This is a genomic window from Rhizobacter sp. SG703, assembly GCF_012275445.1.
Lineage (GTDB): Bacteria > Pseudomonadota > Gammaproteobacteria > Burkholderiales > Burkholderiaceae_C > Rhizobacter.
On record NZ_JAAZQK010000012.1, the window covers coordinates 163819 to 188660 of the forward strand.

A 24842-nucleotide genomic window follows, 5' to 3' on the forward strand; every position below is an offset into this window, starting at 1 on the left:
GACAGAACACGAAAGGATCCCATGGACCGCCTGTTGACCGGACAACCGCTGGACCGCACCGACGGTCCGCTGAAGGTGAGCGGGCAGGCCCGCTACGCCGCCGAGTTCACGCTGCCGCGCATGGTGCATGCGCAGATGGTGCTGAGCACCGTGCCGAGCGCGCGCGTGCAGCGCATCGACAGCCGGGCCGCGCTCGGCGTGCCCGGCGTGCTGATGGTGATGACGCACGAGAACGCGATGCGGCTGCCGAAAGGCGGCAAGGCCGCGGTGAAACCGCCGGCCGGCCGCGTGCTGACGCTGCTGCAGGACGACCAGGTGCACTACAACGGCCAGCCGGTCGCGCTGGTGGTGGCCGAGACGCTGGAGCAATGCCGCGAGGCCGCGCGCCAGCTCGTCATCACCTACGCGCCGCAGCCCGATGCGGTGCTCGACCTCGCCTCGGCGCGGGCCCAGGCGTATGCGCCGAAGGAGGTGCAGCAGCAGAAGCCCGACACCTCGCGCGGCGACCTGGCGGCCGGCCTGCAGGCGGCCAGCCAGGTGGTGTCGGCGCTGTACACCACGCCGGTCGAGCACCACAACCCGATGGAGCCGCATGCGACGCTCGCCGCGTGGAGCGGCGAGAAGCTGGTGCTGTACGACGCGACGCAATACGTCAGCGGCGACCGCGACACCGTCGCCAAGACGCTGGGCATCTCGCCCGAGCAGGTGCAGGTGATCTGCCCTTACGTCGGCGGCGGCTTCGGCTGCAAGGGCTCGACCTGGACGCACGTGGTGCTGGCCGCGATGGCCGCGCGCCAGGTCGGCCGGCCGGTGCGGCTGGTGCTGGAGCGGCCGCAGATGTTCGGCTCGATCGGCAACCGGCCGCGCACCGAGCAGGCACTGTCGGCCGCGGCCGATGCGGCCGGCGCGCTGACGGCGCTGCGCCACGAAGTGGTCAGCGAAACCTCGATGCTCGAGGACTGGGTCGAGCCGTCGACGCTGTGCACCCGCATGCTGTACGCCTGCGCGAACGTCGCGACGACGCAGCGGCTGGTGAAGCTGAACGTCGCCACGCCCACCTTCACCCGAGCGCCCGGCGAGGCGACCGGCACCTTCGCGCTCGACAGCGCGATCGACGAGCTGTCGTACCGGGTCGGCATCGATCCGCTGGAGATGCGCCTGCGCAACCATGCCGACACCGACCTGCACAAGAAGCTGCCGTTCTCCAGCAAATCGCTGCGCGAATGCTGCCGCCTCGGCGCCGAGCGCTTCGGCTGGGCGCGCCGCGACCCGCGGCCGCAGTCGATGCGCGACGGCCGCTGGCAGGTCGGCTGGGGTGTCGGCACCGCCACGTATCCGACCAATCGCAGCGCCGCCGAGGCGGTGGCCCGGTTGATGCCCGACGGCTCGGCGCTGGTGCAATCGGGCTCGCAGGACCTGGGCACCGGCACCTACACGATCATGACCCAGGTGGCAGCCGATGCGCTGGGGCTGCCGGCGAACCGCGTGCATTTCGAGCTCGGCGATTCGGCGATGCCGAAGGCGCCGGTGTCGGGCGGCTCGCAGACCGCCGCCAGCGTCGCGCCGGCAGTGAAGCAGGCCTGCGAGGCGGTGCGCGCACGACTGGTCGCGCTGGCGGTGGCCGATGCCGCGTCGCCGCTGCACGGGCATGGCCCGCAGGCGGTGGTCGTCAGCGACGGCTGGTTGCGGCCGCAGGGCGATGCGTCGCGCGGCGAGCCGGTGGCCGCGGTGCTGGCACGCCACGGCGGGCAGCCGCTGGAGGCGCGCAGCGAATCGAAGCCCGGCGCGGAGCGCGAGCAGTTCTCGATGCATGCGTTCGGCACGGTGTTCGCCGAGGTGCGCGTCGACACCGAGCTGCGCGTGATCCGCGTGCCACGCATCGTCGGCGCCTACGGCATCGGCCGGCTGCTGAACGAGAAGACCGGCCACAGCCAGCTGATGGGCGGCATCGTCTGGGGCGTCGGCCTGGCGCTGATGGAAGAGACCTGGCGCGATCCGCGCAACGGCCGCTTCGTCAACGCCAACCTGGCCGATTACCACGTGCCGGTGAATGCCGACATCGGCAGCATCGAGACGCTGGTGGTGCCGGAGGACGACCCGCATGTGAACCCGCTGGGCGCGAAAGGCATCGGCGAGATCGGCATCACCGGCGTCGGCGCCGCGATCGCGAATGCGGTGTTCCATGCCACGGGAAAGCGGGTGCGCGAGTTGCCGATCACGCTCGACAAGCTGCTGTAGCCCGGGTGCTCATCCGGGTTCGTCCGGCACAAGCCGGACGGGCATCCCGGCTACGATCGGCGAATGGCCACCACCGCGCCCTTCGGCATCCACGTCATCGACACCGGCTTCCACCGACCGGCCTTCGATGCCTGCTACCTGGTGGTCGAGAACGGCCGCGGCGCCTTCGTCGACACCGGCACCACGCATTCGCTGCCGCGGCTGCTGGCGGCGGTCGACGCGGCGGGCCTGCAGCGAGCCGACGTCGACTGGGTCATCGTCACGCACGTGCACCTGGACCACGCCGGTGGTGCCGGCGCGCTGATGCGCGAACTGCCCTCGGCGAAGCTGCTGGCCCACCCGCGCGGCGCGCGCCACATGATCGAGCCGCTCGCGCTGCTGAACGGCGCGCGCGCGGTGTACGGCGCGCAGGAGGTGACGCGAGCCTACGGCGAGGTGGTGCCGGTGCCCGCCGAGCGGGTCGTCAACAGCCACGACGGCATGATCGTCGAGCTGGCTGGCCGGCCGCTGCTGCTGATCGACACGCCGGGCCACGCCCGCCACCACCATTGCCTGTGGGACGAGCGCAGCCGCGGCTTCTTCACCGGCGACACCTTCGGGCTGAGCTACCGCGAGTTCGACACCGCGCAAGGCCCGTGGCTGCTGCCGACCACGACGCCGGTGCAGTTCGAGCCCGACGCGCTGAAGCAGTCGGTGCGGCGCATGCTCGGCTTCCACCCCGAGCGCCTGTACTTGACGCACTACGGCTGCGTCGAGAACGTGCCGCGGCTCGGCGAGATGATGCTGGCGCAGGTCGACGAGATCGTCGCGCTCGGCGAGCGGCTGCGCCCGCTGCCGGCACCGGCCCGCCATGCGGCGCTGATGACCGGGTTGGCGGACCTGTACTGGGCCCGGCTGCAGCAGCTCGGCAGCACCGTGCCGCGCGACGACGCGATGGCGCTGCTCGCGATGGACCTGGAGCTGAACGCGCAGGGCATCGGGATTTGGCTCGACCGCTGAAGGGTCCTAAACTCGTTCGCTTTCGGGAGCCTCCATGAAACCGGTCCAGTTCAACCTGCAGGGGCAGGTCATCGTGATCACCGGCGCGTCGCAAGGCATCGGCGCGGCCTGCGCGCAGCGGCTCGCGCGCGACGGCGCCGCGGTGGCGCTGTGGGACGTCGACGACACGCGCGGCGCGGCGCTCGCGGCGACGCTCGCCGCCGAAGGCCAGCGCGCCACCTACCTGCACTGCGACGTCTCGAAGAAGGCCGAGGTCGACGCCGCGCTGGCCGGCACGCTCGCCGCGTTCGGCCGCGTCGACGGGCTGGTCAACAACGCCGGCATCTTCAAGGCCGCCGATTTCCTCGAGATCACCGAAGCCGACTGGGACGCGGTGATCGACATCAACCTGAAGGGCTCGTTCCTGGTCGGCCAGGCGGTCGCGCGCGCGATGGTGAAGACCGGCGGCGGCGCGATCGTCAACATGAGCTCGGTCAACAGCGTGATGGCGATCCCGAGCATCGCCAGCTACAACGCGAGCAAGGGCGGCATCAACCAGCTGACGCGGGTGATGGCGCTGTCGCTGGCCGACCACGGCATCCGCGTCAACGCGGTGGCGCCGGGCACCATCGCGACCGAGCTCGCGAAGAACGCTGTGCTGGGCAGCGAGGAGGCACGCGCGCGCATCATGAGCCGCACGCCGATGAAGCGGCTCGGCGAGCCCGGCGAGATCGCCGACGTGGCGGCCTTCCTGCTGAGCAGCGCGGCGAGCTACATGACCGGCGAGATCGTCTACGTCGACGGCGGGCGGCTGACGCTGAACTACACGGTGGCGACATGAGCACCGCGCCAGCGTCCACCGGCCTGGAAGGCGGCTGCCTGTGCGGCCGCATCCGCTACCGGGCCTCACCCGACAAGCGCGAGGGCTACTACTGCCACTGCCGCATGTGCCAGCTGGCCTTCGGCAACACGCGCGTGCCGTTCCTGAACCTGAAGCGCGACCAGGTCGAATGGCTGACAGAGCAGCCGACCACCTACGCGTCGTCGAAGTTCGCGCTGCGCGGCTTCTGCGGCCACTGCGGCACGCCGCTGAGCTTCGCGTACGAAGGGTCGCAGAACATGGACCTCTCGGTCGGCAGCCTCGACGATCCGTCGGCGATCACGCCGGTGTCGCATTTCGCGGTCGAAAGCAAGGTGGCGAACTGGGAGGTCGACGACGGGCTGCCGGGCACGCGGCTCGACGAGCATGTGAAACTGATCGAGCGCTGGAAGGCGGCGTATGGCGACGACGTGGTTCCGGGCGCCGAGGCGACGCGGCAGGCGCCCTGACGCTGGCTGGATGGATGAGCTGATGAACGGGATCAAGCCTCGTTCATCGCCTCCAGGCATTCGTCGATCAGCGCGTGCAGCCGCATCACCCGATCGTCGCCCAGCCGCTCGTTGAACGCCAGCTGCGCCCGCCTCCATTCGCGCCGCGCCTCGTCGCGCTTGACGCGGCCGGCCGCGGTGGCTTCGACGACGCGGCTGCGGCCGTCTTCGCCCGGTCCGACCGTGACCCAGCCCTGGGCGACCAGCGGCTGCAGGTTGCGCGTCAGCGTCGACGCATCCATTTCCATGTGGGCAGCGAGCGCGCCCGGCTTCAGCGGCCCGAGGCCGACCACCTGCGACAGCAGCGAGTACTGCGTGGTCTTCAGCCCGGCGTCGGTGACGATGCGGTCGAAGTGCTGGCTGACGCGGCGTGACAGCTGCCGCAGCTTCAGGCTGCTGCAGCCGCTGGGCGTCGACGGTTTCGCTTCGGATTTCAGGCGGCTTGGCATGACTTGATGATTGTAGCTACAATCATTGCAGATACAACTCTTCGCGACTGCCCCGCGGCGCGACCGACCATGGACACACCTGTCGATGCCGCTGCCGTGCAGTCCCGGTGGGAAACCGAGGCGGCAGCCCGCCGTGCACGCCTGCTGCCGCCCGGGGTCGCCAGTCCGGCTCAAGCCGCCGGGCTGAGCGGGCTCGAGTTCTTCGAGGCCATCTTCGACGGCCGCCTGCCGCCGCCGCCGATCGGCGAGACGATGGACTTCCTTCCGATCGAGATGACGCACGGCCGCGCGGTGTTCCAGGGCACGCCGCTGCTGCGCCACTACAACCCGCTCGGCACGGTGCACGGCGGCTGGATCGCGACGCTGCTCGATTCGTGCGTCGGCTGCGCGGTGCACACCACGCTCGCCGCCGGCAGGGCCTACACGACGGCCGAACTCAAGATCAACTACGTGCGTGCCGTCACGCAGCGCGTGCCGGTGCTGCGCGCCATCGGCAGCGTGATCCACGTCGGCGGCCGCATGGCCACCGCCGAGGGCCGCCTGGTCGGGCCCGACGGCAAGCTGTACGCGCACGCGTCCACGACCTGCTTTCTCTTTGACGCGTCCTTCGACGCTTCCTGACACCTCATCGGACCTCCACCATGCGACTCCTCCACACCATGCTGCGCGTCGGCGACCTGCAGCGCTCGATCGACTTCTACACGAACATCATGGGCATGACGCTGCTGCGCCAGTCCGAGAACCCGTCGCAGCACTACTCGCTCGCCTTCCTCGGCTACGGCCCGAACCCGGAGCATGCCGAGCTGGAGCTGACCTACAACCACGGCGTCAGCTCGTACGAGCTCGGCACCGCCTACGGCCACATCGCGATCGCGGTGCCCGACGCGGCCGCCGCCTGCGAACGCATCCGTGCCGGCGGCGGCAACGTCACGCGCGAAGCGGGCCCGGTCAAGGGCGGCACGACCGTGATCGCCTTCATCACCGATCCGGACAGCTACAAGGTCGAACTGATCGAACGCCGCTTCGACTGAGCCCACGCCCAGGACCCAACCCCATGCTGCTGTCCCGACAGATCTCCGCCTCCCTTGGCCGCCGCGGCATCCACTATGCGTGGGTGATCGCCGCGGTCACCTTCTTCGCGATGCTGACCACCTCGGCCGCGCTCGGCCTGCCCGGCGCGATGCTGCAGCCGCTGGCCAAGGAGTTCGGCTGGACGACCGACCAGCTGTCGTCGGTGTTCGCGGTGCGCTTCGCGCTGTTCGGCCTGCTCGGGCCGTTCGCCGCGATCTTCATCGCGCGCTTCGGCCTGCCGCGCATCATGGTGGCGGCCGCCAGCTTCATCGCCGCGGCGATGGTGCTGGCCACCGGCGTCACGCAGCTGTGGCAGCTGTTCCTGCTGTGGGGGCTGGTGCTCGGCTGCGGCACCGGGCTGACCGCGCTGGTGCTGGGCGCGATGGTCGCGAGCCGCTGGTTCACCGCGCACCGCGGGCTGGTGGTCGGCCTGTTCGCCGCGAGCACCGCGACCGGGCAGCTGATCTTCCTGCCGCTGGCGGCCTGGATCATCGAGCACCACGGCTGGCGCTATGCGGTGATCCCGATCTTCATCGCCTGCGTGGTCGTCGTGACGCTGGTCAGCTTGTTCATGCGCAACCACCCGAGCGAGCTCGGGCTGCTGTCGCTCGGCGAGCCCGAAGGCACCGCGCTGCCGCCGGTGCCGGCCGCCACGCCGCTGAACTTCCTCGGCCCGTTCAAGGTGCTGCGCGAGGCGTCGCGCAACCGCACGTTCTGGATCCTCGCGCTGAGCTTCTTCATCTGCGGGCTCAGCACCAACGGCCTGCTGCAGACGCACTTCATCTCGCTGTGCAGCGACAACGGGCTGTCGGCGGTGCCGGCAGCGTCGGTGCTGTCGATGATGGGCGCGTTCGACCTGGTCGGCACCACGCTGTCGGGCTACCTGTCCGACCGCTACGACAACCGCAAGCTGCTGTTCTGGTACTACGGGCTGCGCGGGCTGTCGCTGTTCTGGCTGCCGTACTCCACGTTCACGCTGTACGGCCTCGCGACCTTCGCGATGTTCTACGGGCTGGACTGGATCGCGACCGTGCCGCCCACCGTGAAGCTGGCCGCGCAGGAGTTCGGCAAGGAGCGCGCCGGCATGGTCTTCGGCTGGGTGTTCGCATCGCACCAGCTGGGCGCCGCGGTGGCAGCCTATGGCGCGGGGCTGACCCGCACGCTGCTGCTCACCTACAACCCGGCGCTGTTCGCGGCCGGCGCGGCCTGCCTGGTGGCGGCGGTGTCGGTGCTGCTGATCCGGCGCCAGGCGACGTCGAACAGCGTGCTGAAAGCCGCATAGAAGCGTCACGATCCGATCATCAACGGCTTCTAGAGTGGCGGCCTCGCCACCCTTGCGGAAGCTGTTCATGACCATCGACACCTCACGCCGCCAGTTCATCCGCGATGTCGCCCTCGGCACCGTTGCCGTCGGTGGCGGCCTGGGCCTCGCGGGCTGCGGCGGCGGCGATGAGGGTCCCGCCGAGGCTGGCGCCGGCATCGAGTTCAAGCACGGCGTCGCCAGTGGCGACCCGCTGAGCGACCGCGTGATCCTGTGGACTCGCGCGACGCCATCGGCCGATGCCACGCTGCAGCTGAGCTGGGAGCTGGCCAGCGATCCCCAGTTCGCGAACATCGTCAAATCGGGCAGCGTCAGCACCAGCGCGGCGCGGGACTACACCGCCCAGGTCGATGTCACCGGGCTCGCCGCGAACACCGTCTACCACTACCGCTTCAGCATCGGCAGCAAGCGCTCGGCCACCGGCCGCACGAAGACGCTGCCGGTGGGCGCCGTGTCGCAGGTGCGGCTCGCGGTGTTCTCGTGCTCGAACTACCCGGCCGGCTACTTCAACGTCTATGCGGAGGCTGCCAAGCGGAACGATGTCGACGCCGCGCTGCACCTGGGCGACTACATCTACGAATACGACAGCACAGGCTATGCGACCGGCGATGCCGCCGCGCTGCAGCGCGTTCCCGATCCGGCGAACGAGACGCTGACGCTCGCCGACTACCGGCGCCGCTACGCGCAATACCGCACCGATGCCGACCTGCAGGCGCTGCACGCCGCGATGCCGATGATCGCGGTGTGGGACGACCACGAGGTGGCCAACGACACCTGGACCGGCGGCGCCGAGAACCACGACCCTGCCACCGAAGGCAGCTTCGCCGCACGCCGCGCGGCGGCCATCCAGGCGTACCTGGAGTGGATCCCGCTGCGCCAGCCCGATGCGAGCAAGCCGGACCAGATCTACCGCTCGTTCGATTTCGGCACGCTGCTGTCGCTGCACATGCTCGACACGCGCCAGGTCGGCCGCGACCAGCAGCTGAGCTATGCGAACTACATCACCGCGTCGGGTTTCGATGCGAAGGGTTTCACCGACGCGGTCGGCAACCCGGCGCGCCAGCTGATGGGAACGACGCAGACGGCCTGGCTGCAATCGAAGCTGCAGGCCTCGACCGCGACCTGGCAGGTGCTGGGCCAGCAGGTGCTGATGGCGCGCATGAACGTGCCGGCGCCGATCGTCACGCAGCAGATCAGCGTGGCCGCGTATGGCGCCATCGCGACCAAGGCGGCCACCGCGCCGGCCACCTTGACGCCGACCGAGCAGGCGATCCTGGCGCAGCCGGCGATCCCGTACAACCTGGATGCGTGGGACGGCTATGCGGCCGCACGCGAGACGGTGCTCGCGACGGCGCGCACGCTCGACAAGAACCTGATCTCGCTGGCCGGCGACACGCACAACGCCTGGGCCAGCGACCTGAAGGACCTGTCGGGCAACCGGATCGGCGTGGAGTTCGCGACCTCGTCGGTGACCTCGCCGGGCTTCGAGACCATCTTCACGGCCGAGGAGCCGACCGCGTTCGCCGCCGCGCTGACGCAGCTGATCGACCCGCTGCAGTACGCGCAGACCAGCCTGCGCGGCTACATGGTGCTGAACCTGACGGCGAGCGAAGCGCGTGCCGACTGGGTGTTCGTCGACACGATCCTGAAGCGCGAGTACACCGCAAGCACCGGGCGCAGCCTGCGCACGCTGCCGGGGGCGGCGAACCGCAAGCTGGTCGAGGTCTGATCAGGCGCGCAGCGCGCTGGCTTCCTTCGCCAGCGCGGTGATGCGCCCCCAGTCCTTCGCCTTCACCGCATCCGCCGGCGTCAGCCACGAGCCGCCGCACACCTTGACGTTCGGCAGCGCGAGGAACTGCGGCGCGGTTTCCAGCGTGATGCCGCCAGTCGGGCAGAACACCACGTCGGTGAACGGCCCGGCCAGCGCCTTCAGCATCGGGATGCCGCCGGCCTGCATCGCCGGGAAGAACTTCAGGAAGAAGTAGCCGTCGGCGTTGGCCTGCATCACCTCGCTGCCGGTGGCCGTGCCGGGCAGCAGCGGCAGCCCCATCTCGCGGCAGGCGCGCCCGATCTCGCTGGTGTAGCCGGGGCTCACCGCGAATTGGCAGCCGGCGTTCAGCGCGGCCTTCGCGTCCGCCACGCTGCGCACCGTGCCGGCGCCGAGGATGGCTTCGGGCACCTCCTTCGCGATCGCTTCCATGCACTGTAGCGCCACCGGCGTGCGCAGCGTCACTTCGAGCACCTTGACGCCGCCTTCCACCAGCGCGCGCGCCATCGGCACCGCGTCGGCCAGCTGGTTGATGACGATCACCGGGATCACCGGGCCGTGGCCGGCCAGTTCGAGCGTGTTCATGCGGGGTTCTCTTTTCGGATGTGTGAAAGGTCCAGGGCCGGTTCAGAGCCAGGTGACCGCGCCCTGCTCGGCGCTCAGCACGTTGCGGCGCATGCCGCCGAACAGCTCTCGGCCCAGGTCGTGGGCATTGGCCTCCTGCTGATGCGCATCGATCTGCGCGACGTCGCGGGCCGCCCATTCTGCGTCGGGCACCAGCGCCTGCAGCGTGCCGGCGACCGCATCGAGCCGGATGATGTCGCCGTTGCGCACCTTGCCGAGCGGCCCGCCGCCCAGCACCTCGGGGCTGACGTGGATCGCCGCCGGCACCTTGCCCGACGCACCGCTCATGCGGCCGTCGGTGACCAGCGCCACCATGAAGCCCTTGCCCTGCGCCACCGCGAGCGGCGGGGTCAGCTTGTGCAGCTCGGGCATGCCGTTGGCGCGCGGCCCCTGGAAGCGCACGACCGCGACGAAATCGCGCTCCAGCTCGCCGGCCTTGAACGCCGCCAGCAGCTCTTCCTGCGCATTGAAGACCAGCGCCGGCGCCTCGACGATGTGCCGGTCTTCAGGCACGGCCGAGATCTTGATCACCGCGCGGCCGAGGTTGCCGGTCAGCAGCTTCAGGCCGCCCGACGGGCTGAACGGCGCAGCGGCGGTGCGCACCACGCTGTCGTCGTTGCTCTGCGCCGGCAGCGCCGACCAGCTCAGCCGTTCTCCGTCGCCTTGAGGCAGCTTGCCGTAGGCCGCGATGCCGCCTTCGGCCACCGCGGCGACGTCGGCATGCATGTAGCCCGCATCGAGCAGCTCGCGGATCACGAAGCCCGGGCCGCCTGCCGCCTGGAACTGGTTCACGTCGGCACTGCCGTTCGGGTAGACGCGCGCCAGCAGCGGCGTGGCCTGCGACAGCTCGGAGAAATCGGTCCAGTCGATCAGGATGCCGGCGGCGCGCGCCACCGCGACCCAGTGGATCAGGTGGTTGGTCGAGCCGCCGGTGGCCAGCAGTGCGACCATCGCGTTGACGATCACCCGCTCGTCGACCATCCGGCCGATCGGCGTGAAGCGCCCGTTGCCCTGCGTGATCGCGAGTGCCGCGCGCACCGCCTCGCGCGTCAGCGCCTCGCGCAGTTGCGCATGCGGGTGCACGAAGGCCGCGCCGGGCACGTGCAGCCCCATCGCCTCGAGCAGCATCTGGTTGCTGTTGGCGGTGCCGTAGAAGGTACAGGTGCCGGCGCCGTGGTACGCGGCCGATTCGGCTTCGAGCAGCTGGTCGCGGCCGACCAGTCCCTGCGCGTACTTCTCGCGCACCTTCGATTTCTCGGTGTTCGACAGCCCGGTGCCCATCGGCCCGGCCGGCACGAACACGCACGGCAGGTGCCCGAAATGCAGCGCGCCGATCAGCAGGCCCGGCACGATCTTGTCGCACACGCCGAGCAGCAGCGCGGCATCGAACACGTCATGCGTCAGCGCGACCGCGGCGCCCATCGCGATGGTGTCGCGCGAGAACAGGCTGAGCTCCATGCCGGGCAGGCCCTGCGTGACGCCGTCGCACATCGCCGGCACGCCGCCGGCCACCTGCACCGTCGCGCCGTGGCGATGCGCTTCGTCGCGGATGATGTCGGGGAAGCGCTCGTAGGGCTGGTGCGCCGACAGCATGTCGTTGTACGAGGTGACGATGCCCAGGTGCGGCGAGCGCTGCGCCACCACCTTGAACTTGTCGTTCGCCGGCAGCGCGGCGAAGGCGTGCGCGACGTTGGCGCAGCCCATGCGGTCGGAACCGCGCTGGCGCATCGCGAGCTTGTCGATGCGGGCCAGGTAGGCGGTGCGCGTCGGCGCGCTGCGCTCGCGGATGCGGTGGGTGACTTCCTGCAGGGCTTGTTTCATGGGCGGCACCTCGCGGCCGGCGTCGTAACCAGGCCTTGGAGTATCGCGTAACCAAGTTACAGCGTCAAATCAAGGCGACCGGCGGCCTCACGGTTGGGCATGCTGCTTCGCCCGTTCCAGCAAGGCGTTGCAGCCCTCGCCGCTCGGCTGGCGTTCGCCGGGGTCGACCAGCGGGATCAGCGCCGCCAGCGGGTTCAGCAGGCCGAGCAGCACGCTGGCGCCGACCTTGCGCGCGAGCGGCGCCTTCTCGAGCGAGATCTTCGGGTCGCTGAACGTGCCTTGCACGCGCAGCGGCGTGCGCAGCGCGAGCGGGCTGAAGTCCTTCGGCGTGACGACCGCGCGCAGGTCCATCTGCTCGTCGGCGAGCGACAGCGTGCCATCGGCCCAGACCGTCGAATCCTTGGTGTCGACCACCATCGCGCGCGGCCGCAGCACGCCCTTCTTCGCCTGCAGGTCGACCAGCGCGCAGTCGATCGTCAGCAGTTCGTCGCCCTTGGCCATCACGCCGAGCGCCTGTGCCAGGTCGAGCCCCGCGCCCTCCATCGCCAGGTGCGACACCTTGCCTTCGACGATGCGGGTGACGACGGTGCCCTCCAGGCTGCCGAGAATTTCGGCGGTCGAGCGGCCTTCGCCCTTCAGCCTGGCCTGGCCGATCAGCCGGCCGGTGACGTACGGCGGCTTGTCGGCGGGCCGGCCCTGGTTCAGCCATCGCTCCAGCCGCACGCCGCTCCAGCGCAGGTCGCTGTCCCACAGCGCGAGCTTCGGCTTGCCGTCCAGCGACACCGCACCGGCCAGGTTGCCGTCGGCGGTGCGCGCCACCAGGTCGTTGATCGCGAGCTTGCCGTCGTTCAAGGTCAGGTGCGCGCGCAACGGCTGCAGCGGCAACGCGAAGATGCGGCCGAGTTCGGCGCGGTCGAAGGCCATCGTGACGTTCGCGTCCATCGCGCTCAGCGACGGCAGGTCGAAGGCCCGGTTCGGCAGCACGCGGTCGCCGGGGCGCTTCGGCGGCTTCTGCTCGGGGGCCACCGCGGGCACCGGGGCCGGCCCGACGCCGATGCTGGGCAGCAGGTCGGCCAGCAGCAGCCGCGGCCCCGCGACGCGACCCGACAGCAGCGGCACCTTCGGGCGCAGGTCGTAGGTCAGCGCCGCGTTGAGCTTGCTGTTGCCGACGGTCGCATCGTCGACCAGCACGTTCCACACGTCGCCGCGCTTCGCGACGCGGCCATCGATCGCGAACGGGCCGGTGGTCGGCAGCGTGACGCCGAGCGGATCGCCGACCGCCGACAGCGACGGGCCGGCAACGCGCACGCGGCCGGTCATGCCTTCGAGCTTCAGCACGTCGGTCACGGTGCCGCGAAAGCGCAGGCTGGCGCGACCGGCGTCGATCCGCAGCGCGACCGGCACCGGCGGCGCGTCGTCGTCGCTGACCAGCAGCGGCGTGATGCCGATCGAACGCAGGCGGCCTTCGACCGGGAAGCCTCCATAGGTGCCTTTTGCCCGAACGACGAGGCCTCGCAGCGGTGTCGATGCGGCGCGGTCCGGCACAGGGGCCGAGGCGGCCGATGCCTCCGGCGCACCGTCCTGGGCGGCGTCCGGCAGGGCGTCGGACGCCGCGGCGTTTTCAGCCAGCCGCACCTGCGCGCGGATGTCGGCCTTCAACGGCGCATCGACGACGGTCAGCTCGCCGTCGTTCACCGACAGCGAACGCACGCGCGGCAATCGAGTGCCCTTCTGCCGCTGCGCCTTCGGATCGCCGAACTGCCACGATGCGAGCCCATCGTCGCGGCGCTCGGCATGCACGACGAGGCGGTCCGCATGCAGTCGCTTGATGTCCAGCGCATCGCCCCGGTGGGCACGCCACAGCGCTGCGTAGGCGACCCGCAGCTGGGCATTCTCGGCCCGCAGGAAAAACGGATCGCGGCTCCACCCTGTACTGCCGATCTCGAGCACCGGCACGTCGATGCGCAAACCGCCCAGCAGGTGGATGCGCCCCTTGTCGGGCGCGTCGCTCAGGCGAACCTCGCGCTTCAGCGTGTCGGCCAGCATCCGCTGCGCCGGGCCGACGAGGAAAGGCCACCCCAGCGCTTCGCAGACGATGGCGCCGACGAGCACGGCGCCCGCCGCGCCGAGCGGGCCCCACACCCACGCCGAACGCCGCGCCACGGTCACTCGCCGATCAACGAGCGCTGGTGTGCCAGCGGCGGTCGCGCCGGGTTGTTGACGACCTCGTGGTCGCCGAGGCCGACCGGCTTGCCGCCAAGGACCGACGCGGCCATCGCCAGCAGACGGATCATCTTGCTGCTGTTCGCGTCCCAGTATTCGGCGATGTCGGTGTCGACCCGCAGCAGCACCAGGTCGGGGTCGTCCTTGCCTTGCGGGAACCACGGCTTCGCGGCAGCGGTCCACAGCGCGTCGATGCGGGCGCGGTCGTTGACGATGGCAGCCTGTCCACTGATCGACACATAGGTTGCATCGTCTTCGTCGGTGAACGCGAGGTTGACCCGGTCGAGCTGGTGCACCTTGGCCGAGCGCTCGCTGGTGAAGAACCAGAAGCTGCCATCGGCATCGACCTCGAGCGCGGCCATCGGGCGGCCGAGCAGCCGGCCATCGGGCGCCTGCGTCGTCAGCATCGCGATGTCGATGCCCTCGACCAGGTCGACGATCTTCTTCAGGTTCTCATGGCGTTGCGGTTGGACCTTCATGACGCGGCTCCTGCTGGACGGATTCGTTCGGCTGAACGGATTCGCACGAGATTAGGTCGCCGCGCGCGCAGGCCCTATCGGCGAGGGCCGCCACGGGATGTGCGCGATGTCCTACCCGCCGCCGCGCCGCGGGTCGGGTCGCGCTACTGCAGGCGCAGCTCGACGCGGCGCGCCGCTTGCGGGTCGCCGTCGCCGGTGGTCAACGCCGGCTTGCTGAGCTGCAGGTGCTCGGCAGTGACGCCGTTCGCCTCCAGCGCATGCTGCACGCGCTGTGCACGCCGCTTCGCGAGCTCGGCGTTGGCGGCCGCATCGCCGCTCGCATCGTGGAAGCCGGAGATCAGCACGCTGCCGCCCGTCGAGCGGATCGCCTCGGCGACGCGGTTCAGCACGTCGGTGGCATCGGCCGGCAGGCTGTCCTGGCCGACCTCGAAGTAGATGCGCTCGACCGCCGGTGTCGCGGCGGCTGCGGCGGGCGTGGCCGTGGCGCCGGCCGTCGCGGCCGAGCCCACTGCCCGCGGCACGTGCAGCACGCGCGAGGCGGCCAGGCCGATCACGCCCGCCAGCACCAGCAGCACCACCAAGGCCACCGCCCACAGCGCATATTTCTGCACGTCATCGTCCTGGTCGCTCATCGCCGGCTCCCGTCTGAAGAAAATTCATTCTAGAGTGGCGGTCATGCCCGACATCGCTTCCGACGCCGTCATCGACACCGCGCTGCTGCCGGTGCGCGACCCCGCGAAACTGCTGGCCGAGGTGCATGCCGGCTGGGGCGGTCGCGACGACCTGTGGATCTTCGGCTATGCGTCGCTGATCTGGCGCCCCGAGTTCGAGGCCGCCGAGCAGCGGCCGGCGCAGGTCCACGGCTGGCACCGCGCGCTCGAGATGCGTTCGCGCATCAACCGGGGCACGCCCGAATGCCCGGGGTTGGTGTTCGCGCTGGTGGCCGGCGGCTCGTGCCGCGGCATGGTCTACCGCATCGAACGCGAGCGCGTCGACGACGAGTTGCCGAGGCTGTGGGCGCGCGAGATGCCGACCGGCGTCTACGATGCCCGCTGGCTGCCGTGCCGCACGCCGCTGGGCGCGGTGACCGCACTCGGCTTCACGCTCAGCCGCAGCAGCCCGAACTACACCGGCGCGCTGAGCGACGAGCACCTGCTGGGCGTGCTGCGCAGCGCCTGCGGGCGCTACGGCACGACGCTCGACTACCTGATGGAGACCGCCCGCTCGCTGCGGCAGTGCGGCATCCGCGATCATGGCATCGAGCGCCTCGTCGCGCTGGTGGAGCACCACGCGCTGGTGACAGGCTAGGCAGGCCGAGCGCCGGGCCGCCCCAAGCCGGCCTGCATCCCCTCGGGGGATCGGTCGGTGTACTCGCCGACCGAGGGGCCGTCATCAGCGGGAGTCGCCGAACAATGCGGGGGTGTACGCTGCCCGCACGCGATCGAGGTCGCCCTCGTTGTCGACATCCATCAGCACGCCCGAATCGTCGACATCGACCGCCTGCGCCGGATAGCGCGCCACTAGCCGGCGCGCACCTTCATCGCCGGTCAGCATCACCAGCTCGGTGTACAGCTCGGCCGCAAAGCCCACCGGGTGGCCGCGGCGGCCCTTGTACTGCGCATAGCTGACCGGATGGTGCTCCAGCTGCTGCGCGACCGCGACCAGCGTCGACGGCATCACCATCGGCATGTCGCCCGGCAGCACCAGCCAGCCCGACGCATCGGAGCAGGCCGCGACGCCGGACGCGATCGAGAACCCCATGCCCAGGCGCTGCGCATTGACCGGTGCGCCCGATCCGACGGCGGGCAGCAGCACGATGTCGCGCGTCGCGACGTGCGAGGCGGCCTCCTCGGCCAGCAGCTCGGTGGCGACGACGATCACCGGCAGGTGCGTCGCAAGCGCATGCCGCAGCGTCGTCCCGAGGACGCTGGACGCACCGAGGCTCTGCGTGAGCTTGTGCTGCGTGCCGCCGAAGCGGGAACCCAGTCCCGCGGCGAGCACGACGATCGCCGGCCGCGCCTTCATGTGGCCATCCCTTCATTCTTGTTGGTCATGGCAGCCGGCGCATCACTGCACGCAAGCCCATGGCAGCAAGAATGGAATCGTTTGCTTTCGCCGACTAGTGGGGCGTTCACTTAAGGCATTCCCCGCAGGGTGCTCTGTTCCCTGCGATATCTTTTTCTCTGCGACATACTGCCAGCATGCCCGACATTGCCGACCTCCGTAAAAGTTACGAACGCGCCGAACTCGACGAGACCGCCTCGCGCAGCGACCCGCTCGAACAGTTCGGGCTGTGGTTCCAGCAGGCGCTCGATGCGCAGGTGCCCGAGCCGAACGCGATGACGCTCGCGACGGTCGGTCCCGACCAGCGGCCGTCGACGCGCATCGTGCTGGTCAAGGGCTTCGATGCGCGCGGCCTGGTCTGGTACACGAACTACGACAGCCGCAAGGGCCGCGAACTGGCCGGCCACCCGTGGGCCGCGCTGCAGTTCCACTGGGTCGAGCTGGAGCGCGTCGTGCGCATCGAGGGCCGCGTCGAGCGCACCAGCGACGCGGAGTCGGATGCGTACTTCCAGTCGCGCCCGCTCGATTCGCGGCTCGGCGCGTGGGCGTCGCCGCAGAGCGAGGTGATCGGTTCGCGCGCGGTGCTGGTGGCCAATGCCGCAAAGGCCGCCGCGCGTTTCGCGCTGAGCCCGCCGCGCCCACCGCACTGGGGCGGTTTCCGGCTCGTGCCCGACACCTGGGAATTCTGGCAGGGCCGCAAGTCGCGCCTGCACGATCGGCTGCGCTACCGGCAGGCCGACGGCGGCTGGCGGCGCGAACGCCTGGCGCCCTGATCGGCGGCCCTGATCAGCGCACGGCCGGCGCGAGGCCGCTGTTCTCGCCGCCGCGCTGCTGCGCCAGGCGGTCCAGCGCGGACAGGAAAGCCTTGAAGTCGATCGGCTTGGTCCAGTAGTCGTCGAAGCCGGCCTTGCGGGCACGCGACACGTCTTCGGGCATTGCGTTGGCCGACAACGCGACGATCGTCGTGCGGGCCAGATCGGGGTCGGCACGCAGGCGGCGAAGCACCTCGGCGCCGTCGATGTCGGGCAGTTGCATGTCGACCAGCACCAGGTCGGGCCGCGAGCGCTGCGCGAGGCGGACGCCCGACACGCCGTCGACCGCCACGGCCAGTTCGACGCGGCCGTGGCGCGCGAGCAGTTCCTGCACGAGCAGCACGTTGACCGGGTTGTCCTCGATGTAGAGCAGCCGCAGCGGCGCGGCCGGCGTCGTCTGCGCCGGCGCGTCGTGCAGCGCCGCCGGCACGGTCTGCGCTGCCGATGCCGACAAGGCCGACACCGGCGCAGACCCCTCGGCGGCCGGCAGCACGACCCGGAACTCGCTGCCGCGGCCCGGCTCGCTGTCGACGCCGATGTCGCCGTGCATCAGCTTGACCAGGTGGCGCACGATGGCCAGACCGATGCCGGTGCCCTGGATCGCCTCGCGCTCCGCGCCGAGCCGGTTGAACGGCTCGAACAGGTGGCGCCGCTGCGCCGCCGACATCCCGCGGCCGTTGTCGCGCACCGTGATCGCCCACGCCGGCGCACCCTGCCAGGCCGTGGGTTCCACGCCCAGCCACACGCTGCCGCCGGCGCGGTTGTACTTGATGGCGTTGCTCATCAGGTTGGCGAGCACCTGCCGCACGCGCCGCGGATCACCCAGCACCCGGGCGGCGGTGGGCTCGGCCTGCACGCCGACACCCGCGTCGTCGGCCTGCAGCCGGGTCCACTGCAGCACGTCCTGCAGCGCAGCCTGCAGCGGCACGGCCTCGTGGGCGAGCGGCATGCTGCTCGACTCGATCGACGCGAGGTCGAGCACGTCGTCGATCAGCGCCAGCAAGTGCTGCCCAGCCGAGCGGATGCGCTCGACGCGCTCGCCCTGGGCCGCGCTCAGCGGATCGCCGGCATCGGCGGACAACAGCTGCGCGAAGCCGAGCACCGCATTGAGCGGCGTGCGCAGCTCGTGGCTCATGCGCGCCAGGAACTCGCTCTTCGCGCGGCTGGCCTGCTCGGCCGCCGCCTTGTCCTGCAGCGCCTGCTCGGCCCGCTTGCGTTCGGTGACGTCCCAGTTGACGCCCAGCAGCCGTTCCGGACGACCCTGCGCGTCGTGCTGCACATGGCCGCGCGTGGCCAGCCAGCGCACCGAACCATCGGGCCACACCACGCGGAACTCGTGCTCGAGCACGCTGCCGTCGCGCGCCGCCTCGTCCATCTTGCGCTGCAGCTCCGCCACGTCGTCGGGGTGGCGCGAGCCGTCGCGCAGCTCGTTGGCGCCGAGCGGCCCGTCGGGGCGGTGGCCGCGCAGCCGGAACATCTGCGCGTCCCATTGCGACACCTGCGTGCGCAGGTCGCGCTCCCAGGTGCCGATGCCGGCCGATTCGGCGGCGATCATCGTGCGCTCCTGCACGCGCCGCAGCTGCGCGCGGGCGCTGTGCAGCTCGGTGATGTCGATGTTCACGCCGAAGGCCATCAGCCGGCCGTTGACGCGCTCGCGCCGCGACCAGGCGGAGACCCAGCGCACCTCGCCATCGTCGGCGCGGCGGATGCGGAACTCCGACTGCAGCCCCTGCGGCATGCCGCGCTCGGCGATCTCGCCGTGCGTCTGCATCGCCGCACGATCGTCCGGGTGCACCAGTTCCTGCATCCAGCGTTCCTCGCTCGGCACGCCGTCCTGCGGGGGCAATCCGTAGATGCGGAACATCTGCTCGTTCCACTCGCCCTGCCGCGCCTCGATGTCGACCGTCCAGATGCCGACGCCCGCGGCGTTGGTGACCATGTCGATGCGGCGCGCGAAGGCCTGCGCCTGTTCGCGCTCGGCGATCTGCGCGCTGCGGTCGAGCGAAACGCCGGACAGCGCGATCGCCCGCCCCTTGTCGTCGCGTTCGGCGACGCGACGCGTCAGCAGGTGCCGGTAGCTGCCGTCGTGGTTCAGGTAGCGCGCCTCGACGTCGACGACGCGGTGCGTCGCGATGGCCTCGTCGGCGGCGCGCAGCACCGCGCCGCGGTCGTCGGGATGGATGGTCGAGCGCATGTACTCGAGCGTCAGGCCGTCGGGCGGGCGCGCGATGCCCATCACCTGGTAGCCCCAGTCGTTGAAGTAGATGCGCTGGGTCGCCAGGTCGACGCGCCACACCGACACCGACGCCAGCGTGACCGCGCGGTTCAACTTGGTCGTGATCGCCTCGACCTCGCGCAGGCGCGTCGTGCCCTCGGTGTCGTCGAGCAGGATGCCGGTCATGCGCACCGGCCGGCCCTGCGGCCCGGGGTGCACCTCGCACAGCGAGTGGAACTCCTTGACCTGGCCGTCGGGCAGCACCAGCCGGAACCAGGTCTCGTAGCGGCCCGGCGCTTCGCCGAACCGCGCATGCTCGCGGCGGAAGCGGTCGCGGTCGTCGGGGTGCACGCGCTCGCTGGCCTGCTCGAAGGTCGGCACGCCGCCGGCCGGGTCGAAGCCGCACAGGCGGAACATGTGGAGGTCCCAGCGGCCCTCGCCGGTGCGCAGGTCGCGCTCCCAGGCGCCGGTGCGGCCGAACTGCTCGATCAGTTCGAGCCGGGCCGCCTCGACGGACGGCAGCACCAGCCAGGCGAGCCAGCCGCTGTCGAGCCAGACCGAGGTCCAGTCGAGCTCGAGCGCCGAGCCGGGGAACGCCACCCGGCCGCGCCCGCTGGGCATCGGGTGGCGCAGCATCGCCACCAGCTCACGTGCGAGCGCCTGCCAGCCGGCGTCGACGATGCCGTGGTCGGACGCCCACTGCGCCGCGGCGGGGTTCACCTTCCAGCGGCCATCGGCCCAGAGCCGCAGCGCCGGGGCCGGCGAGGAAAGCCACAAGGTGTCCATGGTGGGGGCGAGTGTACTGACAGCCCCTCACCCGCGGACCCGCGTGCGGGCTACCCCGGCCGCACTTTCGACGCGAAGGTCTTGCGGAACTTCTCGACCTTCGGTGCGACGACGAACGCGCAGTAGCCTTGCCCCGGGTGTTGCGCGAAGTAGTGCTGGTGGTAGTCCTCGGCGCGCGAGTAGTCGGCCAGCGGCAGCACCTCGGTGACCACCGGGCTGCGGTAGGTGCCGCTCGCGGTCATCTCGGCGATCACCTCGCGGGCGACGCGCTCCTGCTCCGGCGATTCGAAGTAGATCCCTGAACGGTACTGCGTGCCGACGTCGTTGCCCTGGCGGTTCAGCGTCGTCGGGTCGTGCACGACGAAGAAGATCTCCAGCACCTCGCGCAGCGTGATCTGCGCCGGGTCGAAGCTGACGCGCACCACCTCCACCGCGCCGGTGTCGCCGCTGCACACCTGCTCGTAGCTCGGATTGCGCACCCGGCCGTTGCTGTAGCCGGACTCGACGCCGGTGACGCCCAGCACCCGCTCGTAGACCGCCTCGACGCACCAGAAGCAGCCGCCGCCCAGCGTGATGGTTTGGATGGAAGTGGTGTTCATGACATCTCCTTGGACAGCCCAGATGACTGCGCCCGCGCAGTTTGCAAGGCAGGAGCGCTCTGTCGCGTGGCCGCCCCCAACCTGACAACGATGCCAGCGTGACCGGGCAAGCGTGAACGATTCACGCCTGTGAGCGCTGACTCGTCGGCACAATCCAGCCGCCACGCTGGCGCCTGCGCCGGTCCCTTGTCCTTTTTTGCACCCGGAACCAGCGCATGAACAGCCTGCTGACCCTGCTCGGCATCGAATCCTGGAAGCCCATCCTGAGCGCGCTCGTGCTGCCGCCGGTGCCGCTGCTGCTGCTGGTGCTGATCGGCGCGCGCTTGATCCTGCCGCGCCGCGGCCTCGGCTGGCTGGTGATCCTGCTGGCCACGCTGGGCTTGTGGTTCAGCGCCTGCAGCGGCACCGCGCAGTTCCTGAACCAGGTGGCGCTGAAGGTGCCGCCGGCGCTGACCCGCGAGCAGGTCGCCGAGCTGAAGGCTGCGGCGCAGGCCCGGCAGCCGATCGCGATCGTCGTGCTCGGCGGCGGGCAGGAGGCGCTGGCGCCGGAATATGGCGTGGCCAACCTCAATTCGTTCTCGCTGGAACGGCTGCGCTACGGCGTGTGGCTCGGCCGCGAGACCGGCCTGCCGGTCGCCTTCAGCGGCGGCCTGGGCTGGGCCCAGCCCGACGGCCAGCCGGAGGCGCAGACCGCGGCGCGCATCGCGGCGCAGGATTTCGCTCACCCGCTGAAGTGGGTCGAGGACCAATCGAAGGACACCCGCGAGAACGCCGCCCGCAGCGTCGCACTGCTGAAGCCGGCCGGCATCACCCAGATCGTGCTGGTGACGCACGGCTGGCACATGCCGCGCTCGGTGGCGATGTTCGAAGACGCGGCACGCGGCACCATGAAGATCCAGCCGGCGCCGATGGGCCTGGCCACCCGCGTCGACACGAAATCGCTCGAATGGGTGCCGACGGCGCGCGGCTTCACGAACGTGCGCAACGCGCTGCACGAGTTGCTGGGGTCGCTGATCCGCGCTTGAAGAAACAGCCGTCCGGAAATCGAAACCCCTCCCGACCTTGCGGTGGGAGGGGCGGGCAACTGACGTTGCCATTTCGGGGCTCCGGAGGAAGTGGGTCCAGGGCTCCTGGTGCGCAGGGACTGCGCCGGTGAGGATGCCTGCATGCAGGCCCATCAAACTTAGACGACGGTCGGACCCGATTCAAGGACGCGTTCGAGAAATCTGCGCCGAATTGGTAACCGCCGGCATCGAGGTCGGCGTCAGCGCGCCGCCATCACGCCGGCGACGATCTGCGCCACCTTCTGCTCGACCTCGGCGTCCATGCGGATGCTGCGCCCCCATTCGCGCGCGGTCTCGCCGGGCCACTTGTTGGTGGCGTCCAGCCCCATCTTGCCGCCCAGCCCGCTGACCGGCGACGCGAAATCGAGGTAGTCGATCGGCGTGTTCTCGACCAGCGTCGTGTCGCGCACCGGGTCCATGCGGGTCGTGATCGCCCAGATCACCTCCTGCCAGTTGCGGATGTCGACGTCGTCGTCGGTCACGACGATGAACTTCGTGTACATGAACTGGCGCAGGAAGCTCCAGATGCCGAACATCAGCCGCTTCGCATGACCGGGATAGCTCTTGCGGATACTGACGATCGCCATCCGGTAGCTGCAGCCTTCGGGCGGCAGGTAGAAGTCGACGATCTCCGGAAACTGCTTCTGGAGGATCGGGACGAACACCTCGTTCAACGCGACGCCCAGCACCGCCGGCTCGTCCGGCGGCTTGCCGGTGTAGGTGGAGTGGTAGATCGGGTCGCGCCGGCGCGTCAGGCGGTCGATGCGGAACACCGGGAACCAGTCCTGTTCGTTGTAATAGCCGGTGTGGTCGCCGAACGGCCCCTCCAGCGCATGCAGGTAGCCGCCGACTTCCTTCAGCGGCACGCCATGCTCGCTGGTGCCGGTGAACCCGGTCGGCACCACCGGGATGTGGCCTTCGAGCACGATCTCGGCACTGGCCGGCGCCTGCAGCATCCAGCCGGACTCGCCGACCGCGGTGTCGACCACTTCGGTGCGGCTGCCGCGCAACAGGCCGGCGAACTGGTACTCGGACAGGCTGTCGGGCACCGGCGTGACGGCACCGAGGATGGTCGCCGGATCGGCCCCGAGCGCCACCGCGATCGGGAACGGCCGGCCCGGGTTGGCGAGCGCGAAGTCGCGGAAGTCGAGCGCCCCGCCGCGGTGGGCGAGCCAACGCATGATGACCTCGTTGCGGCCGATCACCTGCTGGCGGTAGATGCCGAGGTTCTGGCGACGGCGGGCGGTCGGCGACGCTTGCGGGCCGCGCGTGATCACCAGCCCCCACGTGATCAGGGGGCCCGCATCCAGGGGCCAGCAGGTCTGCACCGGCAGCTCGCCGAGATCGACCTCGCTGCCTCGCAGGACCTCTTGCTGGCACGGCGCCGAGCGCACGGCGGACGGCTTCATGTCCCACAGCGCCTTCACCATCTGTAACAAGCGGCCGGCGTCTTTCAATCCCTTCGGCGGCTCCGGTTCCTTCAGGCTCGCCAGCACGCGACCCACGTCGCGCAGCTCGCTCACCTCGGTGGCGCCCATGCCCTGGGCCACGCGCCGAGGCGTTCCGAACAGATTCGTCAAGGCCGAAATTTTGTAACCGGCGGGGCGTTCGAACCACAGCGCCGGACCGCCGGCACGCAGCACGGAGTCGCTGATCGCTGTCATTTCGAGCCGCGCGGAGACTGGTTCGGCGATGCGTTTGAGCTCGCCCGCCCGTTCCAGCCCCGCGATGAAGTCCCTCAGGTCACGGTATTTCATGTGTTTTAGTTATGAAGACTGACATCCTTATCCTTGACTGGTTATGAATCAAGTTCCTAGAATTCGCGACACCCTGAGAACCGACCAGGGTAAACCCGCATTCCACAGGAGGTGGCTGCGGGGATCACGCTGCCGACGAGCAAACCGACGGAGCGGTTCCGGCGTCTCCCGGAGTCGATCTGCGGTCGATTATCACCGTCACCTCTCGCACCCTCGGACCTCCGTGCCGCGGTGGGTGGAGGCGTCAGACGGACTGAAAAGGAGTGACATGACGACAGCGCTTCAACAATGGATCGCGGGATTTCAGGACGCCCGCGACGCCGCCGCTCGGTCGAGCGCGGTCTTTCTGCGTGACGTGGGCCACGGCCTGCTGGAAGTGAGCCACAACGGCCTGGCCCTGCTGGGGCTGGTGATCGTCGCGATCGTGCTGTTCGTCGGTGGCCGCGCCGACCTGCGCCATGCCGCCGAGAGCCGCGCGCTCGACTGGCTGCGGGCGCGCCACGATGCCCGCGTCGAAGGCACCGCGCTGGCGCTGGCCGACCTGGGCGAGCCCGATGCCGTCAGCCGCGCAACCGCGGCCGATCCGCGCGACCTGACCAAGCAGCAGGCAGCCGTCGCGCTGTGGATCTCGCGGCGCTACCGCGTCGCGCCCGAGCCGGTCAGCCGGCTGGTGAAAGAAGCCTGGACCGTCGGCGGCAAGTCCGGGCTCGACCCCACGCTGATCCTCGCGATCATGGCCATCGAATCCAGCTTCAACCCGTTCGCGCAGAGTTCGGTCGGCGCCCAGGGGCTGATGCAGGTGATGACCCGTGTGCACGACGACAAGTACGAAGCCTTCGGCGGCAACCATGCGGCCTTCGACCCGGTGACGAACCTGCGGGTCGGCGCGCAGGTGCTGAAGGAATGCATCGCGCGCGCCGGCGGTGTCGAAGCCGGATTGCGTTTCTACGTCGGCGCCGCCAACCTGAACGACGATGGCGGCTACGCCGGCAAGGTGCTGGCCGAGCGCGAGCACCTGCGCATGGTGGCCGACGGCAAGTCGGTGCCGGTGTTCGCGCCGCTGGTCGTGCCGACGCCGGTCGCGCTGCCCGGCGCGCCGCTGCAGGCCGAGCCGGCCGTCATCGAGCCGACGCCGGTCTCGCTGGCCCCTCAAGGCGGCGCGCGTCAGGTGGCCTCGCTGCGCTGAGGCCGCAGGTTGCCGCGGT

Annotated in this window: 22 protein-coding genes; 12 read left to right on the top strand and 10 right to left on the bottom strand. The window is 70.3% G+C overall.

The features are described 5' to 3' along the window. The first annotated feature begins 21 nt into the window (after nt 1–21). The 4 genes from FHT26_RS24035 to FHT26_RS24050 all read left to right on the top strand — a co-directional run bounded on the left by FHT26_RS24035 (nt 22) and on the right by FHT26_RS24050 (nt 4545). The gene (locus FHT26_RS24035) at nt 22–2238 is read left to right on the top strand and encodes a xanthine dehydrogenase family protein molybdopterin-binding subunit (RefSeq protein WP_168562620.1); all 2217 of its coding nucleotides are present in this window, start codon (nt 22–24) and stop codon (nt 2236–2238) included. A gap of 63 nt (nt 2239–2301) precedes the next feature. Continuing rightward, nucleotides 2302–3237: an MBL fold metallo-hydrolase gene (locus FHT26_RS24040; RefSeq protein ID WP_168562621.1), complete on the top strand. Its 936-nt coding sequence runs from the start codon at nt 2302–2304 to the stop codon at nt 3235–3237. Between the two features lie 34 nt (nt 3238–3271). Further along, a complete protein-coding gene (locus FHT26_RS24045; protein ID WP_168562622.1) occupies nt 3272–4057 on the top strand; it encodes an SDR family NAD(P)-dependent oxidoreductase in 786 nt (261 codons plus the stop codon). Continuing rightward, complete coding sequence (locus FHT26_RS24050) at nt 4054–4545, top strand: GFA family protein (RefSeq protein WP_168562623.1); 492 nt, start codon at nt 4054–4056, stop codon at nt 4543–4545. Before FHT26_RS24045 ends, FHT26_RS24050 begins: the two co-directional genes overlap by 4 nt. Nucleotides 4546–4577: 32 nt before the next feature. On the opposite strand, the gene FHT26_RS24055 is transcribed toward FHT26_RS24050, so the two are convergent. Continuing rightward, on the bottom strand, nt 4578–5033 hold the full coding sequence (locus FHT26_RS24055; RefSeq protein WP_168562624.1) for a MarR family winged helix-turn-helix transcriptional regulator: 456 nt from the start codon (nt 5031–5033) through the stop codon (nt 4578–4580). 69 nt (nt 5034–5102) lie between these two features. Between FHT26_RS24055 and FHT26_RS24060 the strand changes: the two genes are divergently transcribed. The 4 genes from FHT26_RS24060 (at nt 5103) to FHT26_RS24075 (ending at nt 9154) form a co-directional block, all read left to right on the top strand. Next, a complete protein-coding gene (locus FHT26_RS24060) occupies nt 5103–5654 on the top strand; it encodes a PaaI family thioesterase (protein WP_168562625.1) in 552 nt (183 codons plus the stop codon). A gap of 20 nt (nt 5655–5674) precedes the next feature. Continuing rightward, nucleotides 5675–6064, top strand: a complete 390-nt coding sequence (gene gloA / locus FHT26_RS24065; RefSeq protein WP_168562626.1) for a lactoylglutathione lyase — start codon at nt 5675–5677, stop codon at nt 6062–6064. A gap of 26 nt (nt 6065–6090) precedes the next feature. Then, the gene (locus tag FHT26_RS24070; protein WP_490362809.1) at nt 6091–7386 is read left to right on the top strand and encodes an MFS transporter; all 1296 of its coding nucleotides are present in this window, start codon (nt 6091–6093) and stop codon (nt 7384–7386) included. 67 nt (nt 7387–7453) lie between these two features. After that, the gene (locus tag FHT26_RS24075) at nt 7454–9154 is read left to right on the top strand and encodes an alkaline phosphatase D family protein (protein ID WP_168562628.1); all 1701 of its coding nucleotides are present in this window, start codon (nt 7454–7456) and stop codon (nt 9152–9154) included. Here the strand turns inward: FHT26_RS24075 and eda are convergent, their stop codons facing one another. From eda to FHT26_RS24100, 5 genes are all read right to left on the bottom strand, one after another. Next, complete coding sequence (gene eda / locus FHT26_RS24080) at nt 9155–9778, bottom strand: bifunctional 4-hydroxy-2-oxoglutarate aldolase/2-dehydro-3-deoxy-phosphogluconate aldolase (RefSeq protein WP_168562629.1); 624 nt, start codon at nt 9776–9778, stop codon at nt 9155–9157. Nucleotides 9779–9820: 42 nt separating this feature from the next. Then, on the bottom strand, nt 9821–11638 hold the full coding sequence (gene edd, locus FHT26_RS24085) for a phosphogluconate dehydratase (RefSeq protein WP_168562630.1): 1818 nt from the start codon (nt 11636–11638) through the stop codon (nt 9821–9823). A gap of 87 nt (nt 11639–11725) precedes the next feature. After that, nucleotides 11726–13801: an AsmA family protein gene (locus FHT26_RS30560; RefSeq protein ID WP_168562631.1), complete on the bottom strand. Its 2076-nt coding sequence runs from the start codon at nt 13799–13801 to the stop codon at nt 11726–11728. Nucleotides 13802–13803: 2 nt separating this feature from the next. Further along, nucleotides 13804–14340, bottom strand: a complete 537-nt coding sequence (locus FHT26_RS24095; RefSeq protein ID WP_168562632.1) for a pyridoxamine 5'-phosphate oxidase family protein — start codon at nt 14338–14340, stop codon at nt 13804–13806. 143 nt (nt 14341–14483) lie between these two features. Beyond that, nucleotides 14484–14972 (bottom strand): OmpA family protein, encoded by a 489-nt coding sequence (locus tag FHT26_RS24100; protein WP_168562633.1) that lies wholly within the window; start codon nt 14970–14972, stop codon nt 14484–14486. Between the two features lie 43 nt (nt 14973–15015). Here FHT26_RS24100 and FHT26_RS24105 point away from each other — a divergent pair, with 43 nt between their 5' ends. Next, nucleotides 15016–15648: a gamma-glutamylcyclotransferase gene (locus FHT26_RS24105; RefSeq protein WP_168562634.1), complete on the top strand. Its 633-nt coding sequence runs from the start codon at nt 15016–15018 to the stop codon at nt 15646–15648. A gap of 84 nt (nt 15649–15732) precedes the next feature. Here the strand turns inward: FHT26_RS24105 and FHT26_RS24110 are convergent, their stop codons facing one another. Beyond that, nucleotides 15733–16365, bottom strand: coding sequence for a nucleotidyltransferase family protein (locus FHT26_RS24110; RefSeq protein WP_168562635.1), 633 nt, complete (start codon nt 16363–16365; stop codon nt 15733–15735). Nucleotides 16366–16541: 176 nt separating this feature from the next. On the opposite strand from FHT26_RS24110, the gene pdxH reads away from it, so the two are divergent. Further along, the gene (gene pdxH, locus FHT26_RS24115; protein ID WP_168562636.1) at nt 16542–17177 is read left to right on the top strand and encodes a pyridoxamine 5'-phosphate oxidase; all 636 of its coding nucleotides are present in this window, start codon (nt 16542–16544) and stop codon (nt 17175–17177) included. Between the two features lie 13 nt (nt 17178–17190). On the opposite strand, the gene FHT26_RS24120 is transcribed toward pdxH, so the two are convergent. Continuing rightward, entirely contained in the window at nt 17191–20217 is a 3027-nt protein-coding gene (locus tag FHT26_RS24120) for a PAS domain-containing hybrid sensor histidine kinase/response regulator (RefSeq protein WP_168562637.1), read from the bottom strand. 50 nt (nt 20218–20267) lie between these two features. Then, a complete protein-coding gene (gene msrA, locus FHT26_RS24125; RefSeq protein ID WP_168562638.1) occupies nt 20268–20816 on the bottom strand; it encodes a peptide-methionine (S)-S-oxide reductase MsrA in 549 nt (182 codons plus the stop codon). 215 nt (nt 20817–21031) lie between these two features. On the opposite strand from msrA, the gene FHT26_RS24130 reads away from it, so the two are divergent. Beyond that, the gene (locus FHT26_RS24130) at nt 21032–21841 is read left to right on the top strand and encodes a YdcF family protein (protein WP_168562639.1); all 810 of its coding nucleotides are present in this window, start codon (nt 21032–21034) and stop codon (nt 21839–21841) included. A 239-nt stretch (nt 21842–22080) separates the two neighbouring features. On the opposite strand, the gene FHT26_RS24135 is transcribed toward FHT26_RS24130, so the two are convergent. After that, nucleotides 22081–23637 (bottom strand): UbiD family decarboxylase, encoded by a 1557-nt coding sequence (locus FHT26_RS24135; RefSeq protein ID WP_168562640.1) that lies wholly within the window; start codon nt 23635–23637, stop codon nt 22081–22083. 268 nt (nt 23638–23905) lie between these two features. Between FHT26_RS24135 and FHT26_RS24140 the strand changes: the two genes are divergently transcribed. Further along, nucleotides 23906–24823, top strand: a complete 918-nt coding sequence (locus tag FHT26_RS24140; protein WP_168562641.1) for a lytic transglycosylase domain-containing protein — start codon at nt 23906–23908, stop codon at nt 24821–24823. Nucleotides 24824–24842: the final 19 nt, after the last annotated feature.

What these genes read in the sequence shown, in the direction of transcription:
- FHT26_RS24135 (WP_168562640.1), bottom strand. Translation starts at nt 23,637, where the DNA reads ATGAAATACCGTGACCTGAGGGACTTCATCGCGGGGCTGGAACGGGCG.
- FHT26_RS24110 (WP_168562635.1), bottom strand. Translation starts at nt 16,365, where the DNA reads ATGAAGGCGCGGCCGGCGATCGTCGTGCTCGCCGCGGGACTGGGTTCC.
- FHT26_RS24130 (WP_168562639.1), top strand. Translation starts at nt 21,032, where the DNA reads ATGAACAGCCTGCTGACCCTGCTCGGCATCGAATCCTGGAAGCCCATC.
- edd (WP_168562630.1), bottom strand. Translation starts at nt 11,638, where the DNA reads ATGAAACAAGCCCTGCAGGAAGTCACCCACCGCATCCGCGAGCGCAGC.
- FHT26_RS24100 (WP_168562633.1), bottom strand. Translation starts at nt 14,972, where the DNA reads ATGAGCGACCAGGACGATGACGTGCAGAAATATGCGCTGTGGGCGGTG.
- gloA (WP_168562626.1), top strand. Translation starts at nt 5,675, where the DNA reads ATGCGACTCCTCCACACCATGCTGCGCGTCGGCGACCTGCAGCGCTCG.
- FHT26_RS24140 (WP_168562641.1), top strand. Translation starts at nt 23,906, where the DNA reads ATGACGACAGCGCTTCAACAATGGATCGCGGGATTTCAGGACGCCCGC.
- FHT26_RS24050 (WP_168562623.1), top strand. Translation starts at nt 4,054, where the DNA reads ATGAGCACCGCGCCAGCGTCCACCGGCCTGGAAGGCGGCTGCCTGTGC.
- FHT26_RS24045 (WP_168562622.1), top strand. Translation starts at nt 3,272, where the DNA reads ATGAAACCGGTCCAGTTCAACCTGCAGGGGCAGGTCATCGTGATCACC.
- FHT26_RS24040 (WP_168562621.1), top strand. Translation starts at nt 2,302, where the DNA reads ATGGCCACCACCGCGCCCTTCGGCATCCACGTCATCGACACCGGCTTC.
- FHT26_RS24095 (WP_168562632.1), bottom strand. Translation starts at nt 14,340, where the DNA reads ATGAAGGTCCAACCGCAACGCCATGAGAACCTGAAGAAGATCGTCGAC.
- pdxH (WP_168562636.1), top strand. Translation starts at nt 16,542, where the DNA reads ATGCCCGACATTGCCGACCTCCGTAAAAGTTACGAACGCGCCGAACTC.
- eda (WP_168562629.1), bottom strand. Translation starts at nt 9,778, where the DNA reads ATGAACACGCTCGAACTGGCCGGCCACGGCCCGGTGATCCCGGTGATC.
- FHT26_RS24060 (WP_168562625.1), top strand. Translation starts at nt 5,103, where the DNA reads ATGGACACACCTGTCGATGCCGCTGCCGTGCAGTCCCGGTGGGAAACC.
- msrA (WP_168562638.1), bottom strand. Translation starts at nt 20,816, where the DNA reads ATGAACACCACTTCCATCCAAACCATCACGCTGGGCGGCGGCTGCTTC.
- FHT26_RS24035 (WP_168562620.1), top strand. Translation starts at nt 22, where the DNA reads ATGGACCGCCTGTTGACCGGACAACCGCTGGACCGCACCGACGGTCCG.
- FHT26_RS24105 (WP_168562634.1), top strand. Translation starts at nt 15,016, where the DNA reads ATGCCCGACATCGCTTCCGACGCCGTCATCGACACCGCGCTGCTGCCG.
- FHT26_RS24055 (WP_168562624.1), bottom strand. Translation starts at nt 5,033, where the DNA reads ATGCCAAGCCGCCTGAAATCCGAAGCGAAACCGTCGACGCCCAGCGGC.
- FHT26_RS24075 (WP_168562628.1), top strand. Translation starts at nt 7,454, where the DNA reads ATGACCATCGACACCTCACGCCGCCAGTTCATCCGCGATGTCGCCCTC.
- FHT26_RS24120 (WP_168562637.1), bottom strand. Translation starts at nt 20,217, where the DNA reads ATGGACACCTTGTGGCTTTCCTCGCCGGCCCCGGCGCTGCGGCTCTGG.